This is a genomic window from Streptomyces sp. NPDC031049 (assembly GCF_055571015.1).
Genome location: NZ_JBVIGC010000013.1, coordinates 85,297 through 103,475 on the forward strand (window position 1 = coordinate 85,297; position 18,179 = coordinate 103,475).

Here is an 18,179-nt window from a genome sequence, read left to right on the forward strand (position 1 = left end):
CGCCCGACACCGCCCCCCACCACCCCTCCGCGCGCACTCCCCCCGCAACGACACCACCTCACCGCCCGGGCGATCCGGCGGGCGGACGGGCCGGCGAGGCGGCCACCGGCCGAGGCGGAGAACCCCCCGCCCGGCCTACCCCACGTGGCGGACCCCCCACCCCCGCGCCAAGCATGGGGCATGACCGAGCCACCGACCGGCACCCCCCACGGCACGGGCGACGACGACCGCAGGGTCCACGCCCGGCACGCCCCGCCCGCCGCCGGACCACACGCCGCCGGACCGCACGGCGCTCGCGAGGCCGAACCCCCCGTCGAAGGCCCCTTGCACCGGCTGTCCCGGACCGCCTGGCAGACCGTTCTGCTCACCGGCGTCGCCTCCCTGGCACTGGGCGTCCTGGTACTGGTCTGGCCCGGCGCCTCCCTCCTCGCCGCCGCCGTGCTCTTCGGTCTCTACCTCCTCATCAGCGGCGTCCTCCAACTGGCCGCCGCCTTCGGCACGCACCGCACGGCCTCGCTGCGCGTCCTGGCCTTCATCAGCGGCGCCCTGTCCGTCCTGCTGGGCCTGTTCTGCTTCCGCGGCCCCCTCCAGTCAGTCCTGCTGCTCGCCCTGTTCATCGGCATCGGCTGGCTGTTCCGCGGCATCACCCACACCGTCGCCGCCGCCCACGACCCGGCCATGCCCGCCCGCGGCTGGCAGATCCTCCTCGGCGTCGTCTCCGCCCTCGCCGGCGTCGTCCTGATCGTCTCGCCGTTCGAGTCCGTCGCCGTCCTCACCGTGCTCGCCGGCTGCTGGCTCGTCGCCGTCGGCGTCACGGAGATCGTCACCGCGCTCCGCATCCGCGGCCGCGCCCGGCAGGTCCCGCACTCCCGGTGAACGGCACGCCCGCGGCCTCCCGGATACGCCGAGCGAGCGGTTCTCCCGCCCGGCGCGGGAGACGGCGTGCGCCGCACGGGGAGACGACCTGACGTGAGCCCCGTACCGCGTGCCACCCCCCGCGCCGGGCACCGGAGCGCCTGGCTGCGGGTACTGGTCCTGCTGCTCGCCCTGCTCGTCCCGGGCACCGGCGCCCAGGCGCAGCCGGTGCCGCCCGCGATCCTGTCCGCCGAGACCGGCGGCGGCCCCGTCCTGGAACACGAGCCCGCGGACACGGCCGTGCGCGCCCCCGCCCGCGGCTCCCGAAGCCGCTGCGCGCCCCGGCGGCCCACCCCCGCCCCCGCGGCCCCCGCGCCCGCGTCTCCCGCTCCCCGCCCCGTCGCCGAGCCCCCGCCCGGGCCGCCGTCCTCGCTGCGCGGCCTGCGTTCGGTGATCCTGCGCTGCTGACCGGCCCGGCCACCGCGCCGACACCACAGATCACAGCGGATCACCGCGGATCACCGATCACCGCGGATCACCGCACAGGCGACCACAACCCCGCGACAAGGAACCAAGGAGCACGGTCATGCTCAAGGACCCCTACGCCGTCCTGCGCGCCCTGCTGCGCGCCGAGGCATCCCGCAGCGCACCGCACAAGCCTGCCGAGCCCAAGCCGGACCCGCGCACCCGCAGGCCGGCCGAACAGGAACGCCGGCGGGACTGACCCGCCGGGCCCGGCGGAGGCGCCCCGCTTCCGGCCACCGCCTCCGCCGGGCCGTGCCGAAGAGGGAGCGGGCGATCTCCCGCCCGATCCGGGTACCGACCGACCTGGCCAGCGACGTGAAGACGCCACTGCCGACGACGTGCTCCACGACGCCGGCCCACTCCCGCCCCTTTTGCCCCTCTTTGCTGCGTCTTCTTCAGCGTCGCACTGCGGCGCCGAGGCTGCGCCCGGGACGACTGGGCCGGTAGGCTTTCCGTGTGATCTTCAAGCGCATCGGAAACGGCCGGCCGTACCCCGACCACGGCCGGGAGAGCACCCGGCAGTGGGCGGACGTCGCGCCGCGCCCGGTCCGCCTCGATCAGCTCGTCACCACCAAGCAGCAGCTCGACCTGGAGACGCTCCTCGCCGAGGACTCCACCTTCTACGGCGATCTCTTCGCGCACGTCGTGAAGTGGCAGGGCGACCTGTATCTGGAGGACGGCCTGCACCGCGCGGTCCGCGCGGCGCTCCAGCAGCGCCAGGTGCTGCACGCGCGCGTCCTCGAACTCGACTGAGGACCGCCGGGTCTGCCGGGGTGTGCCCGGGGATGCGCCGGGTGTGCCCGGGGATCTGCCGGTGAGCTCCGCGCACGCGAGGGCGCCCGGCCGGCGGTTTGACCCTTTCGGGTTGCATTCGGGCCCGCCCGCACAACCTCCAATGATCATCTAGTAGGCATTGCCGCCGGCGCGCACTACGCTGCGCTCATGAGCATGCTGACTCCCCCCGGCATGGGCGGCCAGTACCGGATCACGGGTGACAAGTACCCGCGGATGCGGCCTCCCCGGCGGCGCGGCAGGCTCGCGGTCGTGGCCGTGGCCTGTGTGGCCGCCCTCGGCCTGCTCGGCTGGGGCACGCTCCAGCTCATCGACGTCTTCACCGGCGGCGACGAGGCCTCCGCGGCCGGCACCAGGGGCGACTGCCCGGTCACCCCGGCCCGCGCGTCCGCCGCACCGGCCGCCGCGGACCTTCCCGAGCCGGGGCAGATCACCGTCAACGTGCTCAACGCGACGACCCGCGGCGGGCTCGCCCAGAAGACCGCCGACGAACTGAAGAAGCGCGGCTTCCGCATCGGCGACGTGGCGAACGCGCCCAAGGAGTACGACAAGAAGGTCGAGGGCGCCGGGGTGCTGCTCGGCCCCGTCGCGGCCCGCAAGACCTCGCTTCCGGTGCTCGGCACCCAGCTGCCCGCCGCCGAACAGCGCACCGACGCCGCCCGGAAGGGCGGCACGGTGGACCTGATCATCGGCAAAGGCTTCAAGGGCCTGGCGGCCGAGGCGGACGCCGACACGGCCCTGGCCAAGCTGACCGCCCCCGAGCCGAAGTCCACGGCCACCACCGGGAAGACCTGCTGAACGAGCGCCCCGAAGGGGCAACCGCGGGCACAGACGCCGGCGGCGCCCGCCGGCCGGTCCGCCGCTCCCTTACTCGGCCGCCCCGTACATCCGGTCCCCGGCGTCGCCGAGGCCCGGGACGATGTAGCCCTGCTCGTTGAGCCGCTGGTCGACCGAGGCCGTGACGACCGTCACCGGCGTGCCGGCCAGCTCACGCTCCATGACCTCGACGCCCTCGGGCGCGGCGAGCAGCACCACGGCCGTCACGTCGTCGGCGCCGCGGTCGATCAGCTCCCGGATCGCGGCGACCAGGGTGCCCCCGGTGGCGAGCATCGGGTCCAGGACGTACACCTGACGGCCGGAGAGGTCCTCCGGCATGCGCGTGGCGTACGTGGAGGCCTGAAGCGTCTCCTCGTTGCGGATCATGCCGAGGAAGCCCACCTCGGCCGTCGGCAGCAGCCGGACCATCCCGTCGAGCATGCCGAGGCCGGCCCGCAGGATCGGCACCACCAGCGGGCGCGGGTGGGAGAGCTTGACGCCGGTGGTCCGCTCGACCGGCGTCTGGATGTCGACCTGTTCGGTGCGCACGTCACGCGTGGCCTCGTAGGCGAGCAGGGTGACCAGCTCGTCGGCGAGACGGCGGAAGGTCGCGGAGTCGGTGCGCTGGTCGCGCAGCGTGGTGAGCTTGTGAGCGACCAGGGGGTGGTCGACGACGTGGAGACGCATGTCCACCACAGTAACCGGGCCCCGGAGCCCCGGCGTCCCCGCGCCGGGGCAAGCCCCCACCTCGCCCTTCACCCGCTCGCTGGCGTCAAACCACCCGTCCGGGGGAAGGTGGAGGGGACGGACGCTGGGTGGTGGGACTGTGCCTGACCGGGAACTTCACGACACGCCGTCGCCGGGGGACGATCCGGGGCGGGGACGGCCGCCGGAACCGGAGAGCGACCCGGACGGCGAACGGCGGCGGCGCCGAGCCCAGTTCCTGCGCGATCTGGCGGAGGCCCGGGCGCTGCGCGACCGGGTGCAGCCGCGCCGCGCCAAAGCCGCCCGCCTGCGCCACGCGATGCGCATGCGCACGTTCCGCTGGTGACACCCCCCGCCGCTCTCCCACTCCCCGACAGCACCCTTCCGCCGGTCGGCCCGGCGCGCCGCCCGGCCCCGGCCCCGGCGGCGCGCCGGGCCGACCGGCAGGGCATCCGCGGACGCGGCGGAATCCCGCGTACGATCCGCAGACGGCGGCAAGAGTGCGCTGGTGAACCCCATCGGGACGCCTTCACCGGCGCCCCTCGCGGACCCGCCCGCGGGCACGTGGTCGAAACAGCCGGACACAGGGAGCCGAAGACATCCCCTGACGGCCCGGTTTCTGCCACGATTCCGAGTGGGTGGGGCGCGGAGCCCGCTCTCCCCGCCCGCAACCTCCGCCGGGGGGACCCCCAACCGGCACGCCTATGACCAGTGGGAGAGTCACGGTGTACTTCGCCGCACTGCTCGCGCGCACCGAAGACGGGTGGGAAGCGAGCGACACGGAGCTCGACGATGTGGAGACCCTGTCGGATCTGGCCGACCTGGCCCGGGAGGCATCTCCGGACGAGGACACGGTGCTCGTGCTGATCGAGCAGGAGGACGGGTGGTTCGGTGTCGTCCGCGTGGACGGCGAGGAGGACCCTCGTATCTATGTCTCCGACGCCGCGGCCGCTGCCCGCAGCAGCTACGGCGAGATCCTGCTCACCGACGAACTGCTCGGCCGGGAGCCCGGTGACGACGGCCCCGACCTCGACGCCCTCGACCTCGACGGCACCGAGGACGGCGAACCGGAGGACGGCGCCGACGACGGCGACGCGGACGCCGGTGCCGCCGAGTCCACCGTGCCGCACGGCCCGGTGGGCGACGCCGAGATCCTGGACGACCTGGGGGTGAGCGAGAAGGAGCTGCGCTCGATGGCCCACGACGCGCTCAGCGAGATCGCCGAGTCCCTGGGCGCCTCCGAGGTACTGGAGACCGTCCGCTGACCGCACCGCCGACCGCGCAGAACCGAGGAGACGGGCCGCCGGACCCGGTGCGCGACCCCTGGCGGCCCGCGATGCGCCGTGCCCTCGACGAGGCACGGCGGGCGCCCGGGGGCGGGGACGTCCCGGTGGGTGCCGTCGTCCTGTCCCCGGACGGCCGCACGGTCCTCGCCACCGGGCACAACGAGCGCGAGGCCACCGGCGACCCGACCGCGCACGCCGAGGTGCTGGCGATCCGGCGGGCCGCCGAGCGGCTCGGCGAGTGGCGGCTGACGGGCTGCACGCTCGTCGTCACCCTGGAGCCCTGCACCATGTGCGCGGGCGCGCTGGTGCAGGCCCGCGTGGACCGGGTGGTCTACGGGGCCCGCGACGAGAAGGCGGGCGCGACCGGCTCCCTGTGGGACGTCGTCCGCGACCGGCGGCTCAACCACCGGCCCGAGGTGATCGAGGGGGTGCTGGCCGCCGACTGCGCCCGGCTCCTCACGGACTTCTTCCGCGACCGGTGACCGGCTCGGGCCGGGGCGCGGATACCGATTTAGAACCATGCCGCACCTTGCTGTAAGGTCTCCCTCGGTAGCGTGTCCGAGCGGCCGAAGGAGCTCGCCTCGAAAGCGAGTGTGGCGCAAGTCACCGAGGGTTCAAATCCCTCCGCTACCGCTTGGGAAGGGCCCCGTCGAAAGACGGGGCCCTTCGTGCGATCATGAGCAGCGCTCGGGGCACAGCAGCGACAGGAGCGACAGGGGAGGCCGCGGTGGCGGTGAACGCAAAGAAGATCGCCGTCTATGTGCTCGTGGTCTTCATCCTGTACCTGATCATCACGGACCCGGAGAAGGCCGCGGAGTACGTCCAGGTAGGGTTCGAGGGCATATCCGAAGCCGCCAAGGCCATCGGCGACTTCATGACCTGGGTCGCCAACGGAGGAAAGTCATGATCCGGCACCTGGTCCTGTTCAAGCTCGACGAGGGCGTCGAGCGCGACGACCCGCGCGTGGTGAAGGGCGTGGAGGCGTTCCGCGCCCTCGGCGACCAGATCCCCGAGCTGCGCTCCTGGGAGTGCGCCTGGAACATCAGCGACCGGCCCATCGCCTACGACTTCGCGATCAACTCCGCCGTGGACGACGCGGAGGCCCTCAAGCGCTATCTGGAGCACCCCGCGCACCAGGCGGGCGTGGCCCTGTGGCGGGAGTTCGCCACGTGGGTGATCGCCGACTACGAGATCTGAGCCCGGGCGCCCGTACCCGCGCCGGCCCCTCGCCCGACCCCGCACCGGGGACGGGCGAGGGGCCATTCGCGCTTTATGCCCGTTTATCAACCCTCTTGTGCCCAACACGGCGTTATGCGGTGCTTGCACACAGTGCACATGTCTTGTGATGCTATGACCGCTTTTGACGGATGAGTTGACGGATACGAGGTGGAGTTGACCGTGCCGGCCAGTACTGCGCCTCAAGCGCCGCCCCAGGAGGCACCGCCCGCGGAGGCACCGCCCCGGGGAGCCGCGCCCCAGCGCAGCAGCCGGGGGGCCGATACCCGGGCCCTGACGCAGGTGCTCTTCGCGGAGCTGAAGCAGCACCAGCCGGGCACGCCGGAGCACGACCGGGTGCGCGGGGCGCTCATCGAGGCCAACCTGCCGCTGGTGCGCTACGCGGCCGCCCGCTTCCGCTCCCGCAACGAGCCGATGGAGGACGTCGTCCAGGTCGGCACCATCGGCCTCATCAACGCCATCGACCGCTTCGACCCGGACCGGGGCGTGCAGTTCCCGACGTTCGCGATGCCGACGGTGGTCGGCGAGATCAAGCGGTACTTCCGCGACAACGTCCGCACCGTGCACGTACCGCGCCGGCTTCACGAGCTGTGGGTCCAGGTCAACAGCGCGACCGAGGACCTGACCACCGCCTTCGGGCGCTCCCCGACGACCGCCGAGATCGCCGAGCGGCTGCGCATCTCCGAGGACGAGGTGCTGTCCTGCATCGAGGCGGGACGGTCGTACCACGCCACCTCGCTGGAGGCGGCGCAGGAGGGCGACGGACTGCCCGGACTGCTCGACCGGCTCGGCTACGAGGACCCGGCGCTGGACGGCGTGGAACACCGCGACCTGGTCCGCCACCTCCTGGTGCAGCTGCCCGAGCGGGAACAGCGCATCCTGCTGCTGCGCTACTACAGCAACCTCACCCAGTCGCAGATCAGCGCCGAACTCGGCGTCTCGCAGATGCACGTCTCCCGGCTGCTCGCCCGGAGCTTCCAGCGGCTGAGGTCGGCGAACCGGATCGACGCGTAACCGAAAGCGCGAGCGAGGGATAACCGCCGCGAGCGAATCGCTCACCAGGGCCGTTGCCGACATTTCCGCCCCGAAAGACCGTCAGACCCCCTGTTTCCAGGGCGGATTCGCGTCTCGGATGTCGACATGTCACTACAGCGCGTTGCCGACATGTGACATTCTGCGGGAAGCGCGTTTGCCGGAGCCCCGGCTCCGGTATTCAGGTGAAGGCTGTAGTTCCCGCAGCGGGGACGTCGGCCGCGACCGTCCCGCGACCCAAAGGGGGTGGCATGTCCGCAGACCAGGGCAGCTCGAAGGTGCTCGCGCTCGCGGAGAGCGAGACCGCGCCCGACGCGCTCGACGCGCTCGGCCCCATCGATGACGTCCCGGCCCTCGAAGCCGCGTCGGCACCGACACTGCCGACCGCCGACTTCCCGGCCACGCCGGCCTCGGCGAACATCGACACCCGCACCCTGTCCCGCTCCCTGTTCCTGCGGCTGGCCGCACTCGACGAGAACAGCCCGGAGCGCGCCTACGTCCGGGACACGCTGATCGAGCTCAACCTCCCGCTGGTGCGCTACGCGGCGGCCCGCTTCCGCTCGCGCAACGAGCCGATGGAGGACATCGTCCAGGTCGGCACCATCGGCCTGATCAAGGCGATCGACCGCTTCGACTGCGAACGGGGCGTCGAGTTCCCGACGTTCGCGATGCCGACGGTGGTCGGCGAGATCAAGCGGTTCTTCCGCGACACCTCCTGGTCGGTGCGCGTGCCGCGCCGGCTCCAGGAGCTGCGCCTGGCGCTGACGAAGGCCACCGACGAGCTGTCCCAGAAGCTGGACCGCTCCCCGACGGTCGGCGAACTGGCCTCCGTACTCGGGGTGTCGGAGGAGGACGTCGTCGACGGCCTGGCGGTCGGCAACGCCTACACGGCCTCCTCGCTGGACTCCCCGGCCCCGGAGGACGACGGCGGCGAGGGCTCGCTCGCGGACCGGCTCGGCTACGAGGACACGGCCCTGGAGGGCGTGGAGTACCGCGAGTCCCTCAAGCCGCTGCTGGCCAAACTCCCGCCCCGGGAGCGGCGGATCATCATGCTGCGCTTCTTCGCCAACATGACGCAGTCGCAGATCGGCGAGGAGGTCGGCATCTCCCAGATGCACGTCTCCCGCCTGCTCACCCGCACCCTGGCACAACTCCGCGAGGGCCTGATCTCCGACTGACCGGCCCGGACAGCTCCAAGAGCCCGAACGGCCCGAGGAGCCCGAGCACCCCGACCGGCCTGATCCGCAGGCCCCAGGCACCGTCCACCGGCCGCCGCTCCCGACCGGGACCAGCGGCGGCCGCCACGCGTACGGACGTACGGACCCACGGCACGGCCGCGCCGCACCGGCAGACGCCTGCGGCCATGCCGGACCGCCGCCGTGCCAGGGCCACCAGCCACGCCAGGGTCATTGCCATGCCGTGACCACCGCCACGCCGTGACACCGCCACGGCCGACCGGGGGCGGGAAGGCGGCTCCGGTTACTTCAGCGCCAGCCAGGCCACCGCCGCGACGATCGCCACCGCGGCCACGATGCCGATGATCACGCCGACGCGGGGGCCCGACGAGGTGGGGGCCGCCTGGCGGGACTGGGGGGCGCCCTCGTCGACGAACGCGCGGAACATCTGAGTGCTGCCAGCGGGGTCGTAATTGCCCTGGGGGCCCTGGTTGTTAGCCATGGCCCGAGACACTAGCGAACTCGCGGATGCCGCCCAAGCGCGGGTCCGGGCGCCCACGGGACGCTCACCCGACGCCCGCGCCCCCTGCCCATCACTCAGCCCAGCAGCCGCCCGCCACCCACCCGCCACCCCCGGTCACCTGCGCGTTTACGGTCGCAATACTTGCCTTTGCCAACTTTTTAGCGCACCCACCCCTCATTTTGTTTGCCTGTGGCAACTAACAGCTCTTATGGTTGCCCTAAGCAACAAACCTGGGAGGTGCGCATGGCCAGGAGGGCCCAGTACGAGGAGCTGCTCCGGCAGTTCGGCGCCTTCGGCGCCGTGAAGCGGGAGCTGGGCCGGATCCTGCCGGCCGAGTGCCCCAGCGGCTCCGCCACCGTACTGACGTTGCTCGGCCGGTACGGGGACATGCGCATGAGCAAGCTCGCGGAGCTGCTCGCCGTGGACCTGTCGGTGACCAGCCGGCACGTCGCGCACCTCGCCGACCGGGGCTGGATCGAGCGGTCCCCCGATCCCGCGGACAAACGCTCGCGCATTCTGCGGCTGACCCCCGCGGGCCGGGACCAGCTCGACGAGCTGTCCGAGCGGACCACCCAGCTGCTCGCCCACCGCCTGGGCGACTGGACCGACGAGGAGGTCGGCCAGCTCACCCGGCTGATGACCCGCCTGCGGGCGAGCTTCGACGACTGCCGCTCGGCACCCGCCCGGTCCGGCGCACCGCCCGTCCCCGAACAGTCCACCCGTACACCCGCGATCACCACGTAAGCAAAGGAAGTCCATGGCAACGACCACACCGGCCGGTGTGCGGGCTCATGCCAAGCACGGGGGAGGCTCCTCCGCAGGCGCTGCGATGACGCACCGGCAGATCATGGAGGCGCTGTCCGGGCTGCTGCTCGGCATGTTCTGCGCCATCCTGTCGTCCACCGTCGTCACCAACGCCCTGCCCGAGATCATCAACGACCTCGGCGGCGGCCAGAGCGCCTACACCTGGGTCGTCACCGCCTCGTTGCTGACGATGACCGCCTCCACTCCCCTGTGGGGCAAGCTCGCGGACCTGGTCAGCAAGAAGGCCCTGGTCCAGATAGCCCTGATCGTCTTCGTCGTCGGCTCCGTCGTGGCCGGTCTGGCGCAGAACCCCGCGATGCTGATCACCGCACGCGGCATCCAGGGCCTGGGCGCCGGCGGTCTGGCCGCCCTCGCCCAGATCATCATGGCCGCGATGATCTCCCCGCGTGAGCGCGGCCGGTACTCCGGCTACCTGGGCGCGACCTTCGCCGTCGCGACCGTCGGCGGCCCGCTGCTCGGCGGCGTCATCACCGACACCAGCTGGCTGGGCTGGCGCTGGTGCCTCTACGTCGGCGTGCCCTTCGCGGTCATCGCGCTGATCGTGCTCCAGAAGACGCTGAACCTGCCGGTCGTCAAGCGCAAGGTCAAGGTCGACTGGGCCGGTGCCTTCTTCATCACCGCCGCCGTCAGCCTGCTGCTGATCTGGGTGACCTTCGCCGACGACAAGTACGCCTGGCTGTCCTGGCAGACCGGCGTCATGGTCGGCGGCTCGGTCCTGCTGGCGCTGATCTTCCTGTTCGTCGAGACCAGGGCCAGTGAGCCGATCATCCCGCTGCGGCTCTTCCGGAACCGCACCATCACGCTGGCGTCGCTCGCCTCGCTGTTCGTCGGCATCGCGATGTTCGCCGGCACCGTCTACTTCAGCCAGTACTTCCAGCTGGCCCGGGACAAGTCCCCGACCATGTCGGGCGTCATGACCATCCCGATGATCGGCGGCCTGTTCGTGTCGTCGACCGTCTCCGGTCAGATCATCACCAGGACCGGCAAGTGGAAGGGCTGGCTCCTGGCCGGCGGTGTGCTGCTGACGGCCGGCCTGGGCCTGCTGGGCACCATGCGCTACGACACCCCGTACTGGCACATCGCCATCTTCATGGCGCTGATGGGCCTCGGCGTCGGCATGATGATGCAGAACCTGGTGCTCTGCACGCAGAACCAGGTGGCCCCGGGCGACCTGGGTGCCGCGTCCTCCGTGGTGACCTTCTTCCGCTCGCTCGGCGGTGCGGTGGGCGTCTCGGTGCTGGGCTCGGTGATGTCGACCCGGATCAGCCACTACGCCGAGGACACCATCGGGCAGCTCAGCCCGCAGGAGCAGGCGATGGCCGCCAAGACCTCCGGCGGCGGCGCCATCCCCGACATGGACCTGCTACCCCCGGGCATCCGCGAGTGGCTGGAGAGCGCCTACGGGCACGGCATCGCCGACATCTTCCTCTACGTCGCGCCGATCGCCCTGCTCGCCTTCCTGGTCACCGTGTTCATCAAGGAGGTCCCGCTGCGCACCTCCGGCGCCCTTGCGCAGGCCGCCGAGGCCACCGCCGAGTCGGCTCCGCCGGTCGCCCCGGCCCCGGCCGAGGCCGCCACCACGCCCGCCGCCGAGCCCGTCCCGGCCGCCGTGCCGTCCGCCGTCGCGTCGGCCACCGGGTCGGGCGCCGCGACCGCCGGCCAGCGGCTCGCCGCCGTCGCCACGGTGGCCGGCTCCGACCAGTCCGGGTCGGGCGGCGTCCCGGTGCGCGGGCAGGTCCGCGGTGAGGGCAGCGCACCCGTTCCCCGGGCCGCCGTCACGCTGATCTCGCTGGCGGGCCGGCAGCTGGGCCGGTCGGTCGCCCAGGCCGACGGCTCCTACACGCTGGACGCGCCGGGCGCGGGGTCGTACGTCCTGATCGCCTCCGCCGACGGCTACCAGCCGCAGGCCTCCACGATCGTCGTCGACGGCGAACCGGTCGCCTACGACGTACTGCTCAGCGGCACCAGCGGGCTGACCGGCCTGGTGCGGGCGGCCGGGACCGGGCTGCCGGTGAAGGACGCCATGGTCGTCGTCACCGACGTGCGCGGTGATCTGCTGGCCACCGCCACCAGCGGCGAGCACGGCGAGTTCTCCCTCGCCGAACTGGTGCCGGGCACGGTGACCGTGGCGGTCAACGCCGCCGGGTACCGGCCGCGCGCCCTGCCCGTCGAGGTGGGCGGCACCGGGGTCACCCGGGTCGAGGTAGACCTGGAGACCGGCGCCCGCGTCCAGGGTGTCGTCCGGGCGCCGCACGGCCCGCTGGCCGACGCCCGCGTGACGCTGGTCGACGCGGCGGGCAACGTGATCGGCACGGCGACGACCGGATCGGACGGGGCGTACGCCTTCACCGACCTGGACGCCGGCGAGTACACGGTCATCGCGACCGGCTACCCGCCGGTGGCCACGGCCCTCACGGTCACCGGCCCGGGCGCCGACGGCCACGACATCGAACTCGCCCACCCCGGCGAGTAGCGACACCACGGCCCGTGGTGGCCTGCGCGCCCCGGACTCGGGGGCGCGCACGCCGCCGCGGGCCGGTTCTTCGCGACCGATTCATGACGCTCGGCGGAGCTTTCCGCACCTGACCGAGGTTGACCAGGGAGAAAACGGGATGGGACTGACCGCGAGGATCCGTACCAGGGACGGATGGGCCGTGTCGCACGCGGTCGTCACGGTGACCGACATGACCGGCACGCAGGTGCTGCGCGCCGAGGCGGACGCCGAGGGAGCCGTACGGGACACCACACCGCTGGCGCCGGGGGCGTACACCGTGATCGTCACGGCGGTCGGCTACGCGCCCGCCGCGTCCAGCGCGATCGTCACCGCGAGCGGCCGGGCCGAGGTCGGCTCGGTGACACTGGCCCGGCAGGGCGGGACCGAGCTGCCGCCGCCGGGGCCGTGGACCATCGACCCGGCGCACTCCAGCGTGGCCGCGGTCGCCCAGCACCTGGGGATCTCCAGCGTGCACGGCCGGTTCACGGACTTCTCCGGCACCGTCGAGATCGCCCCGGACGACGTCACCGAGTCCCGGGTGGAGGCGGTGATCCGGGCGGCCTCCATCGACACCGGCAACGGTGTGCGCGACACCCATCTGCGGTCCGCGGACTTCCTGGACGCCGAGCGCTTCCCGGAGATCACCTACCGCTCCACCGGGGTGTCCGCGGCCGGTGCCGACCGGTGGACCGTCCACGGCGAGCTGAGCCTGCACGGCGTCGTCCGCCCGGTCGACCTGGACCTGGCCTACCTCGGCACCGGTGCCGATCCCTGGGGCGGCACGCGGGCGGCGTTCCGCGCGACGGCCCTGCTGCGCCGCGAGGACTTCGCGATGAACTACAACCAGGTCCTCCAGGCCGGTGTCGCCGCCATCGGCACCACCCTCAGGGTCGAGCTGGACATCCAGGCGGTCCAGGGCGCATCACTGCCCGCCGCCTGAGGACCCGTCGGCGATCCGGGCCACCAGCTCGCTGCACAGGTCCCGGAGTTTGACGTTGCGGCGCTGCGAGACCGTGCGCAGCCGGGCCATGGCGGCGCGGGAGTCGATGCGCTCACGGGCCATCAGGATGCCGACGGCCTGGTCGATGACGCTGCGGGAGAGCAGGGCGGTGCGCACGTCGGCGGCCGAGGCGTTGTGCCGCTCGATGCGCAGCGCCTCGTCGACCGCGTGGGCGGCCCGGTCGGCGAAGACCCGCGCCGTCTCCCGCCCGTCGTCCAGCGAGCCGGGTTCCAGGCCGTAGAGGTTGAGGGCGGCGCCCGTCTCGCCCTCGACGCGCAACGGCAGCGCCAGCACGCAGCGCACCCCGGTGGCCAGCGCGTACCGGGTGTACGCCGGCCAGCGGGTCTCGGTGGCCAGGTCGGCCGAGTAGCGGGGGCTCTCCGTCTGGGCGGCGTCCACGCAGGGGCCGGAGCCGTTCTCGTACTGGCGCAGGTCCAGGCCGGGCGGCAGCCCCGTGCTCCCGGCCAGGGTCAGCAGCCGGTCGCCGCGGCGCACGGTGATGCTGCACGCGGCGGCACCGGACACCTCCTGGACCGCGCGGTCGGTGAGATCGCGCAGCAGGGTGTCGAGCCCCTGCCTGCGGGCCATGGCCTGCTCGAGCGTGTCGGAGCTGTCGGGTCTCATGACCCTACGGATATCCCGTCATCGCTCGTTGACGCCCCGGGTTCCGGGGGCGTTCTGCGCCTCGACGATGCGGCGGGCGAGGTCGCGCAGCTTCACGTTCTCCCGCTGCGAGGCCTTCACCAGGCTGTCGAAGGCACCGGCGGCGTCGACGTCCATGCGCTCCATGAGGATGCCGGTGGCCTGCCCGATCAGGTCCCGGGTGCGCATGGCCTCGTTGAGCTGCTCGCGCTCCGCCGCCGAGTCCAGGGCGATGCTGACGTGCGTGGTGAACAGCCGGCCGAGGCGGGTGACGTCGTCGTCGAAGGCCCGCGGTTTGCGCGAGTACGCCGTCAGCACGGTCAGCCGGCGCCGGTCGGCGCGCAGCCGCAGGGACAGGGCCGAGCGCAGCCCGACGGCGGCGAGGGCGTCGCCCTGGCCGTCGGCCTCGCTGTCCTCCACCCGCACCACCGGCGTCGTCCACAGGCGCTCCCAGAGCGGGTGCGGCTCGCGCCCGCCGTTCCGGGTCTCGGCGGAGCGCACGACCTCGTCGGTCCAGGCGAGCGTGCGGCGCTGGTTGCCGCGCTCGATGACCGAGACACCGGCCTGTTCGGCGCCGGGCAGCAGCCGTACCGCCAGCTCGGCGGCGGTACGCAGGGTGCCGTTGGAGGTGGGCCTGTCGTGCAGCTGCTGTGCCGCTTCGGCGAGGGCCTCGGCCAGCTCGAAGCCCGCCGAGAAAAGCGGCAAATCAGTAAATTCGGACGCAGCCACCACGAACCTCTTCAACGTGCACGGCCGAAGCCGCGCGTCGGAGAGCTCCGCAGCACATTCCCGACTGCGAGCACAGGACGTACAGCACTCTAGCTGCTCGGTTGCGGTGCGGTGACGCCCGCCTGACGGACCGCCCGAGCTTCCGCATCGGGCACCGGGCGTGGTGGAATGGGCAGCGGGTCAGGAAGGGGCCTAGCCGGAATCCGGACGACCGTCTGTCAGGTGAGAGCCGTGACCTTCCGCCCCCATCCCTGCGACCCCTGCGAGCCGCGCACCCCGCCCGGCTACGCCCTGCTGCCGCTGCCCGCGGAGATCGACTTCTGCAACGCCGCCGACCTGCTGCCGCGCGTGCTGGCCCTGGCCGAGGCGCACGCGGAGGAGCTGCGCGTGCTGGTGCTGGACCTCACCGGCACCGAGTTCATGGACACCCAGGGCGCGCGGCTCGTCGGCGACGTCCACCACCACCTGCGCGGCCGGGTCCGGGTCCGGGTGGTGGCGGCGCCGCAGGGCGTGCCGAGCCGGGTCCTGGAACTGACCGGGCTGCGCCGCGACGTGCCGGTCTACGACAACCTGGCGGAGGCGCTGCGCCCATGACCCCGGCGCCCTGCGGAGGGGTCATAGGCTTGCGGCCATGGCACCGAACATCGCGACCAACACCCGGGTGTCCCGCGAGGAGCTGCTGGACTTCGTCCGCCCGCGGCACCGGGCGATCCTGCTCACCCGGCGGGCCGACGGCAGCCCCCAGGGTTCCCCGCTGACCTGCGGCGTCGACGACTCCGGCCGCATCGTGGTCTCGACGTACCCGGAGCGGGCCAAGACCCGCAACGCGCGGCGGGACCCGCGGGTCGCCCTGATCGTGCTCAGCGACGACTGGAACGGCCCCTGGGTCCAGGTCGACGGCACCGCGGAGGTCGTCGACGCCCCCGACTCCGTCGAGCCGCTCGTGGAGTACTACCGGAACATCGCCGGGGAGCACCCGGACTGGGACGAGTACCGGGCGGCCATGCTCCGGCAGGGCAAGTCGATCATCAGGGTCACGCCCGAGCGGTGGGGTCCGGTGGCGACGGGCGGCTTCCCGGCACGGCCGGCCACGGACTGACCCGCGGCGCGGCGCGCCGCCGGGCCGCCGCGCCGCCGTCCGGCGGTCCCGCGGGGCTCGTCGCCCCGGCCCCCGCGTCACCCGCGCGCGACCATCGCCTCGATGCCCGCGACGAGCAGCTCCAGGGCGAAGTCGAAGTCGCGTTCCAGCATCTCCGACACGTTGTCCCCGCCCCGGGCCGCCATGATCCGCCGGGACTCGGCGAGGACCTCGGCGGCCTGCGGACCCGGCGCCTGTGTCGCCTCGGCCATGGACTGCTGGAAGTACTCGTCCGCGGTCAGCCCGGAGGCGGCCACCCGGGCGAGGAAGTGGCCCTCGATCGTGCCGTAGCCGTAGACGAACTGGAAGACGGCCGCGATCGCGCTGGTCACCCGGTGGGCGGGCAGCCCCGACCGGCGGATCACCTGCTGGACGGCGCTGGAGAACTCCAGCGAGTTGGGACCGATGTTGAGGAAGGTGCCGGCCAGGGTCGACAGCCAGGCGTGCCGCACCAGCAGGGCCCGGTACTGCCGGGCCAGCGCCCCCAGTTGCTCGCGCCAGTCGCCGCCGGCGTCCGCGACGGGCAGCTCCAGCTCGCCGAAGACCCGGTCCAGGGCGAGTTCGAGCAGGTCGTCCTTGGTGTCGACGTACCAGTAGAGGGACATGGCCGTGACGTTCAGCTCGGCGGCCAGCCGGCGCATGGAGAACTTGGCCAGCCCCTCGGCGTCCAGCAGCCGCACGGCCACGTCCGTGATCCGCTCCCGGTCCAGCCCCGACGGCTGGGTCCGTCCACCGCGGCGGGGGTTGCCCTCCAGCCAGACACTGGTCCGGACAGCCCCGGAGCGCCCTTCCTTGGCCATCGCTTCTTCTCTCCCTCTCGGACACCGGCTCTCCCTCTCGGACACCGGTCGGCTGGGCCCCCGGACGAGCTTCTCAGGCGGCCCCGGTCCCAGCCTCCTCCTTCTCCGCCCGGCGCAGCAGCGCCGCCGCGACGAACCCGCCGAGCAACACGGCCGCCGCACCCACCAGCTGACTGGTCTCCAGGCCCGAGGAGAACGCCTCGACGACCGCCCTCCGCTCCGCCTCGCCGTCCGCCAGGGCCACCGCCGCCGGCAGCGAACCCGCCGCCACCGGCACCAGCGCCGCGAACCGCGAGTTCAGCACCGCGCCGAGCACCGCCACGCCCAGCCCGTTGCCGAACTCGGCCAGCGTGCCGTTGATCCCGGCGCCGACCCCGGCCTTGGCCGGCGGAATGGCGCTCATGATGGCGTGCGCCATCGCGGGGTTGGCGATCGCGCACCCGGCGCCGATCAGCAGCAGCCCCAGCAGCGTGCCGGGATAGCCGTGGGCGGTCAGCGTCGCGATCGACACCAGGCCCGCCGACATCAGCACCATGCCCAGCATGACGGAGACCGGCGTGCCGAGCTTCGCCATCCACTTCGCCGACACCCCGGAGAAGTTCAGGGCGACGACGGTCAGCGCCAGCGGCGCGGTGCGCAGGCCCGCCTCCAGGGGCCCGTACCCGAGCACGAACTGAAGATGCTGGGTCAGCAGGAACAGCGCGCCGCCCATGCCGAAGGTGATCAGTACGGCCCCGGCGACCGCGCCCGTGAACCGGCGGTTGCGGAAGAAGTGCAGGTCGAGCATCGGGTACGGGATGCGGCTCTCCCAGTACGCGAACAGCCCGAGCACGAGCACCGCGAGGGCGGCCGTGGCTGTCACCCGGCCCGACGTCCAGCCGTGCTCGGGGCCGGAGATGATCGCGAAGACCAGGGAGGCCATGCCGATCGTGGAGAGCACGGCGCCGACCAGGTCCGGCCGGTCGCCCTGCGGGTTCTTCGACTCGGGCACCAGGGCGAGGACGGCGCACAGGCCCAGGGCCGCGACCGGCAGGTTGATCAGGAAGATCGCGCCCCACCAGAAGTGGTCCAGCATGAATCCGCCGAGCAGCGGGCCGCAGGCGAAACCGAGCGCGTTGACCGCGCTCCAGATGCCGATGGCCTTGGGGTGCTCCGCCGGGGTGAAGATCTGCATCGCCACGGCCAGCGTCGTCGTCAGCAGCAGCGCACCGCCGACGCCCATCCCCGCCCGGGCGGCGATCAGCTGACCGGTGGAGTCCGCGAAGCCGGCCGCCAGCGAACCGACGCCGAACAGCGCCAGCCCGGTGACCAGCATCTTCTTGCGGCCGTAGCGGTCGGCGGCGCTGCCCGCGGTGAGCAGCAGACCGGACTGCACCAGGGAGTAGGCGTTGATCATCCACTGGATGTCCGAGGTGGAGGCCCCCAGTTCGCCGGTGAGCGAGGGGATGGCCACGTTGAGGACGGTGTTGTCCAGCAGGACGGTCAGCTGGGCGAGGCAGATGACACCGAGGATCAGCCAGCGCTGCGGGTGCCCCTGCGGGGCGGGCTCGGGCCGGGTCGGGACCTTCTCCTGGGGGGACGTTGACATGCCGTACACCGTATAGCG

Annotated in this window: 23 protein-coding genes and 1 tRNA gene; 18 read left to right on the top strand and 6 right to left on the bottom strand. The window is 72.8% G+C overall.

Translation table 11 applies throughout. The features are described from left to right. The first annotated feature begins 180 nt into the window (after positions 1–180). The 5 genes from ACZ45Q_RS22315 (at position 181) to ACZ45Q_RS22335 (ending at position 2,970) form a co-directional block, all read left to right on the top strand. Complete coding sequence (locus tag ACZ45Q_RS22315) at positions 181–876, top strand: HdeD family acid-resistance protein (RefSeq protein ID WP_468264087.1); 696 nt, start codon at positions 181–183, stop codon at positions 874–876. Between the two features lie 93 nt (positions 877–969). Next, the gene (locus ACZ45Q_RS22320; RefSeq protein ID WP_468264090.1) at positions 970–1,323 is read left to right on the top strand and encodes a hypothetical protein; all 354 of its coding nucleotides are present in this window, start codon (positions 970–972) and stop codon (positions 1,321–1,323) included. A gap of 118 nt (positions 1,324–1,441) precedes the next feature. Beyond that, the gene (locus ACZ45Q_RS22325) at positions 1,442–1,579 is read left to right on the top strand and encodes a hypothetical protein (protein WP_468264093.1); all 138 of its coding nucleotides are present in this window, start codon (positions 1,442–1,444) and stop codon (positions 1,577–1,579) included. Between the two features lie 257 nt (positions 1,580–1,836). Next, positions 1,837–2,133, top strand: coding sequence for a type II toxin-antitoxin system VapB family antitoxin (locus tag ACZ45Q_RS22330; protein ID WP_004943146.1), 297 nt, complete (start codon positions 1,837–1,839; stop codon positions 2,131–2,133). Positions 2,134–2,346: 213 nt separating this feature from the next. Next, positions 2,347–2,970 (top strand): LytR C-terminal domain-containing protein, encoded by a 624-nt coding sequence (locus tag ACZ45Q_RS22335; protein WP_468264420.1) that lies wholly within the window; start codon positions 2,347–2,349, stop codon positions 2,968–2,970. Between the two features lie 69 nt (positions 2,971–3,039). On the opposite strand, the gene upp is transcribed toward ACZ45Q_RS22335, so the two are convergent. Then, positions 3,040–3,675, bottom strand: a complete 636-nt coding sequence (gene upp / locus ACZ45Q_RS22340; RefSeq protein WP_468264097.1) for a uracil phosphoribosyltransferase — start codon at positions 3,673–3,675, stop codon at positions 3,040–3,042. Between the two features lie 139 nt (positions 3,676–3,814). Between upp and ACZ45Q_RS22345 the strand changes: the two genes are divergently transcribed. From ACZ45Q_RS22345 to ACZ45Q_RS22380, 8 genes are all read left to right on the top strand, one after another. Then, the gene (locus ACZ45Q_RS22345) at positions 3,815–4,039 is read left to right on the top strand and encodes a hypothetical protein (RefSeq protein ID WP_468264100.1); all 225 of its coding nucleotides are present in this window, start codon (positions 3,815–3,817) and stop codon (positions 4,037–4,039) included. Positions 4,040–4,418: 379 nt separating this feature from the next. Continuing rightward, on the top strand, positions 4,419–4,958 hold the full coding sequence (locus tag ACZ45Q_RS22350; RefSeq protein WP_468264422.1) for a tRNA adenosine deaminase-associated protein: 540 nt from the start codon (positions 4,419–4,421) through the stop codon (positions 4,956–4,958). 71 nt (positions 4,959–5,029) lie between these two features. Then, positions 5,030–5,461, top strand: a complete 432-nt coding sequence (tadA, locus tag ACZ45Q_RS22355; protein ID WP_468264424.1) for a tRNA adenosine(34) deaminase TadA — start codon at positions 5,030–5,032, stop codon at positions 5,459–5,461. A 66-nt stretch (positions 5,462–5,527) separates the two neighbouring features. Further along, positions 5,528–5,612, top strand: a tRNA-Ser gene (locus tag ACZ45Q_RS22360). A 94-nt stretch (positions 5,613–5,706) separates the two neighbouring features. Then, complete coding sequence (locus ACZ45Q_RS22365) at positions 5,707–5,886, top strand: hypothetical protein (RefSeq protein ID WP_468264103.1); 180 nt, start codon at positions 5,707–5,709, stop codon at positions 5,884–5,886. After that, entirely contained in the window at positions 5,883–6,176 is a 294-nt protein-coding gene (locus ACZ45Q_RS22370; RefSeq protein WP_468264106.1) for a Dabb family protein, read from the top strand. Before ACZ45Q_RS22365 ends, ACZ45Q_RS22370 begins: the two co-directional genes overlap by 4 nt. A gap of 201 nt (positions 6,177–6,377) precedes the next feature. After that, positions 6,378–7,229: an RNA polymerase sigma factor SigF gene (locus ACZ45Q_RS22375; RefSeq protein WP_468264109.1), complete on the top strand. Its 852-nt coding sequence runs from the start codon at positions 6,378–6,380 to the stop codon at positions 7,227–7,229. A 269-nt stretch (positions 7,230–7,498) separates the two neighbouring features. Beyond that, complete coding sequence (locus ACZ45Q_RS22380) at positions 7,499–8,425, top strand: RNA polymerase sigma factor SigF (protein WP_468264112.1); 927 nt, start codon at positions 7,499–7,501, stop codon at positions 8,423–8,425. A gap of 301 nt (positions 8,426–8,726) precedes the next feature. Here ACZ45Q_RS22380 and ACZ45Q_RS22385 read toward each other — a convergent pair whose 3' ends face one another. Further along, entirely contained in the window at positions 8,727–8,924 is a 198-nt protein-coding gene (locus ACZ45Q_RS22385) for a hypothetical protein (RefSeq protein ID WP_468264115.1), read from the bottom strand. A 264-nt stretch (positions 8,925–9,188) separates the two neighbouring features. Here ACZ45Q_RS22385 and ACZ45Q_RS22390 point away from each other — a divergent pair, with 264 nt between their 5' ends. The 3 genes from ACZ45Q_RS22390 to ACZ45Q_RS22400 all read left to right on the top strand — a co-directional run bounded on the left by ACZ45Q_RS22390 (position 9,189) and on the right by ACZ45Q_RS22400 (position 13,204). Next, a complete protein-coding gene (locus ACZ45Q_RS22390) occupies positions 9,189–9,689 on the top strand; it encodes a MarR family winged helix-turn-helix transcriptional regulator (protein ID WP_468264118.1) in 501 nt (166 codons plus the stop codon). 85 nt (positions 9,690–9,774) lie between these two features. Continuing rightward, on the top strand, positions 9,775–12,243 hold the full coding sequence (locus ACZ45Q_RS22395; RefSeq protein ID WP_468264426.1) for an MFS transporter: 2,469 nt from the start codon (positions 9,775–9,777) through the stop codon (positions 12,241–12,243). 139 nt (positions 12,244–12,382) lie between these two features. Further along, positions 12,383–13,204, top strand: coding sequence for a YceI family protein (locus ACZ45Q_RS22400; RefSeq protein WP_468264121.1), 822 nt, complete (start codon positions 12,383–12,385; stop codon positions 13,202–13,204). Here the strand turns inward: ACZ45Q_RS22400 and ACZ45Q_RS22405 are convergent. Both ACZ45Q_RS22405 and ACZ45Q_RS22410 read right to left on the bottom strand, forming a co-directional pair. Continuing rightward, positions 13,187–13,888 carry a GAF and ANTAR domain-containing protein gene (locus ACZ45Q_RS22405; RefSeq protein WP_468264124.1) on the bottom strand — a complete coding sequence of 234 codons (702 nt, stop codon included), beginning with the start codon at positions 13,886–13,888 and terminating at the stop codon, positions 13,187–13,189. The two genes, ACZ45Q_RS22400 and ACZ45Q_RS22405, sit on opposite strands and share 18 nt — an antisense overlap. Before the next feature lie 18 nt (positions 13,889–13,906). Continuing rightward, positions 13,907–14,638, bottom strand: coding sequence for an ANTAR domain-containing protein (locus ACZ45Q_RS22410; protein ID WP_468264127.1), 732 nt, complete (start codon positions 14,636–14,638; stop codon positions 13,907–13,909). Between the two features lie 228 nt (positions 14,639–14,866). Here ACZ45Q_RS22410 and ACZ45Q_RS22415 point away from each other — a divergent pair, with 228 nt between their 5' ends. Both ACZ45Q_RS22415 and ACZ45Q_RS22420 read left to right on the top strand, forming a co-directional pair. Beyond that, positions 14,867–15,229, top strand: a complete 363-nt coding sequence (locus ACZ45Q_RS22415) for an STAS domain-containing protein (RefSeq protein ID WP_468264427.1) — start codon at positions 14,867–14,869, stop codon at positions 15,227–15,229. A 37-nt stretch (positions 15,230–15,266) separates the two neighbouring features. After that, positions 15,267–15,734, top strand: a complete 468-nt coding sequence (locus ACZ45Q_RS22420) for a PPOX class F420-dependent oxidoreductase (RefSeq protein WP_468264130.1) — start codon at positions 15,267–15,269, stop codon at positions 15,732–15,734. 77 nt (positions 15,735–15,811) lie between these two features. Here the strand turns inward: ACZ45Q_RS22420 and ACZ45Q_RS22425 are convergent, their stop codons facing one another. Both ACZ45Q_RS22425 and ACZ45Q_RS22430 read right to left on the bottom strand, forming a co-directional pair. Next, a complete protein-coding gene (locus tag ACZ45Q_RS22425; RefSeq protein WP_468264133.1) occupies positions 15,812–16,573 on the bottom strand; it encodes a TetR/AcrR family transcriptional regulator in 762 nt (253 codons plus the stop codon). Between the two features lie 73 nt (positions 16,574–16,646). Then, positions 16,647–18,161 carry an MFS transporter gene (locus tag ACZ45Q_RS22430; protein ID WP_468264136.1) on the bottom strand — a complete coding sequence of 505 codons (1,515 nt, stop codon included), beginning with the start codon at positions 18,159–18,161 and terminating at the stop codon, positions 16,647–16,649. Positions 18,162–18,179: the final 18 nt, after the last annotated feature.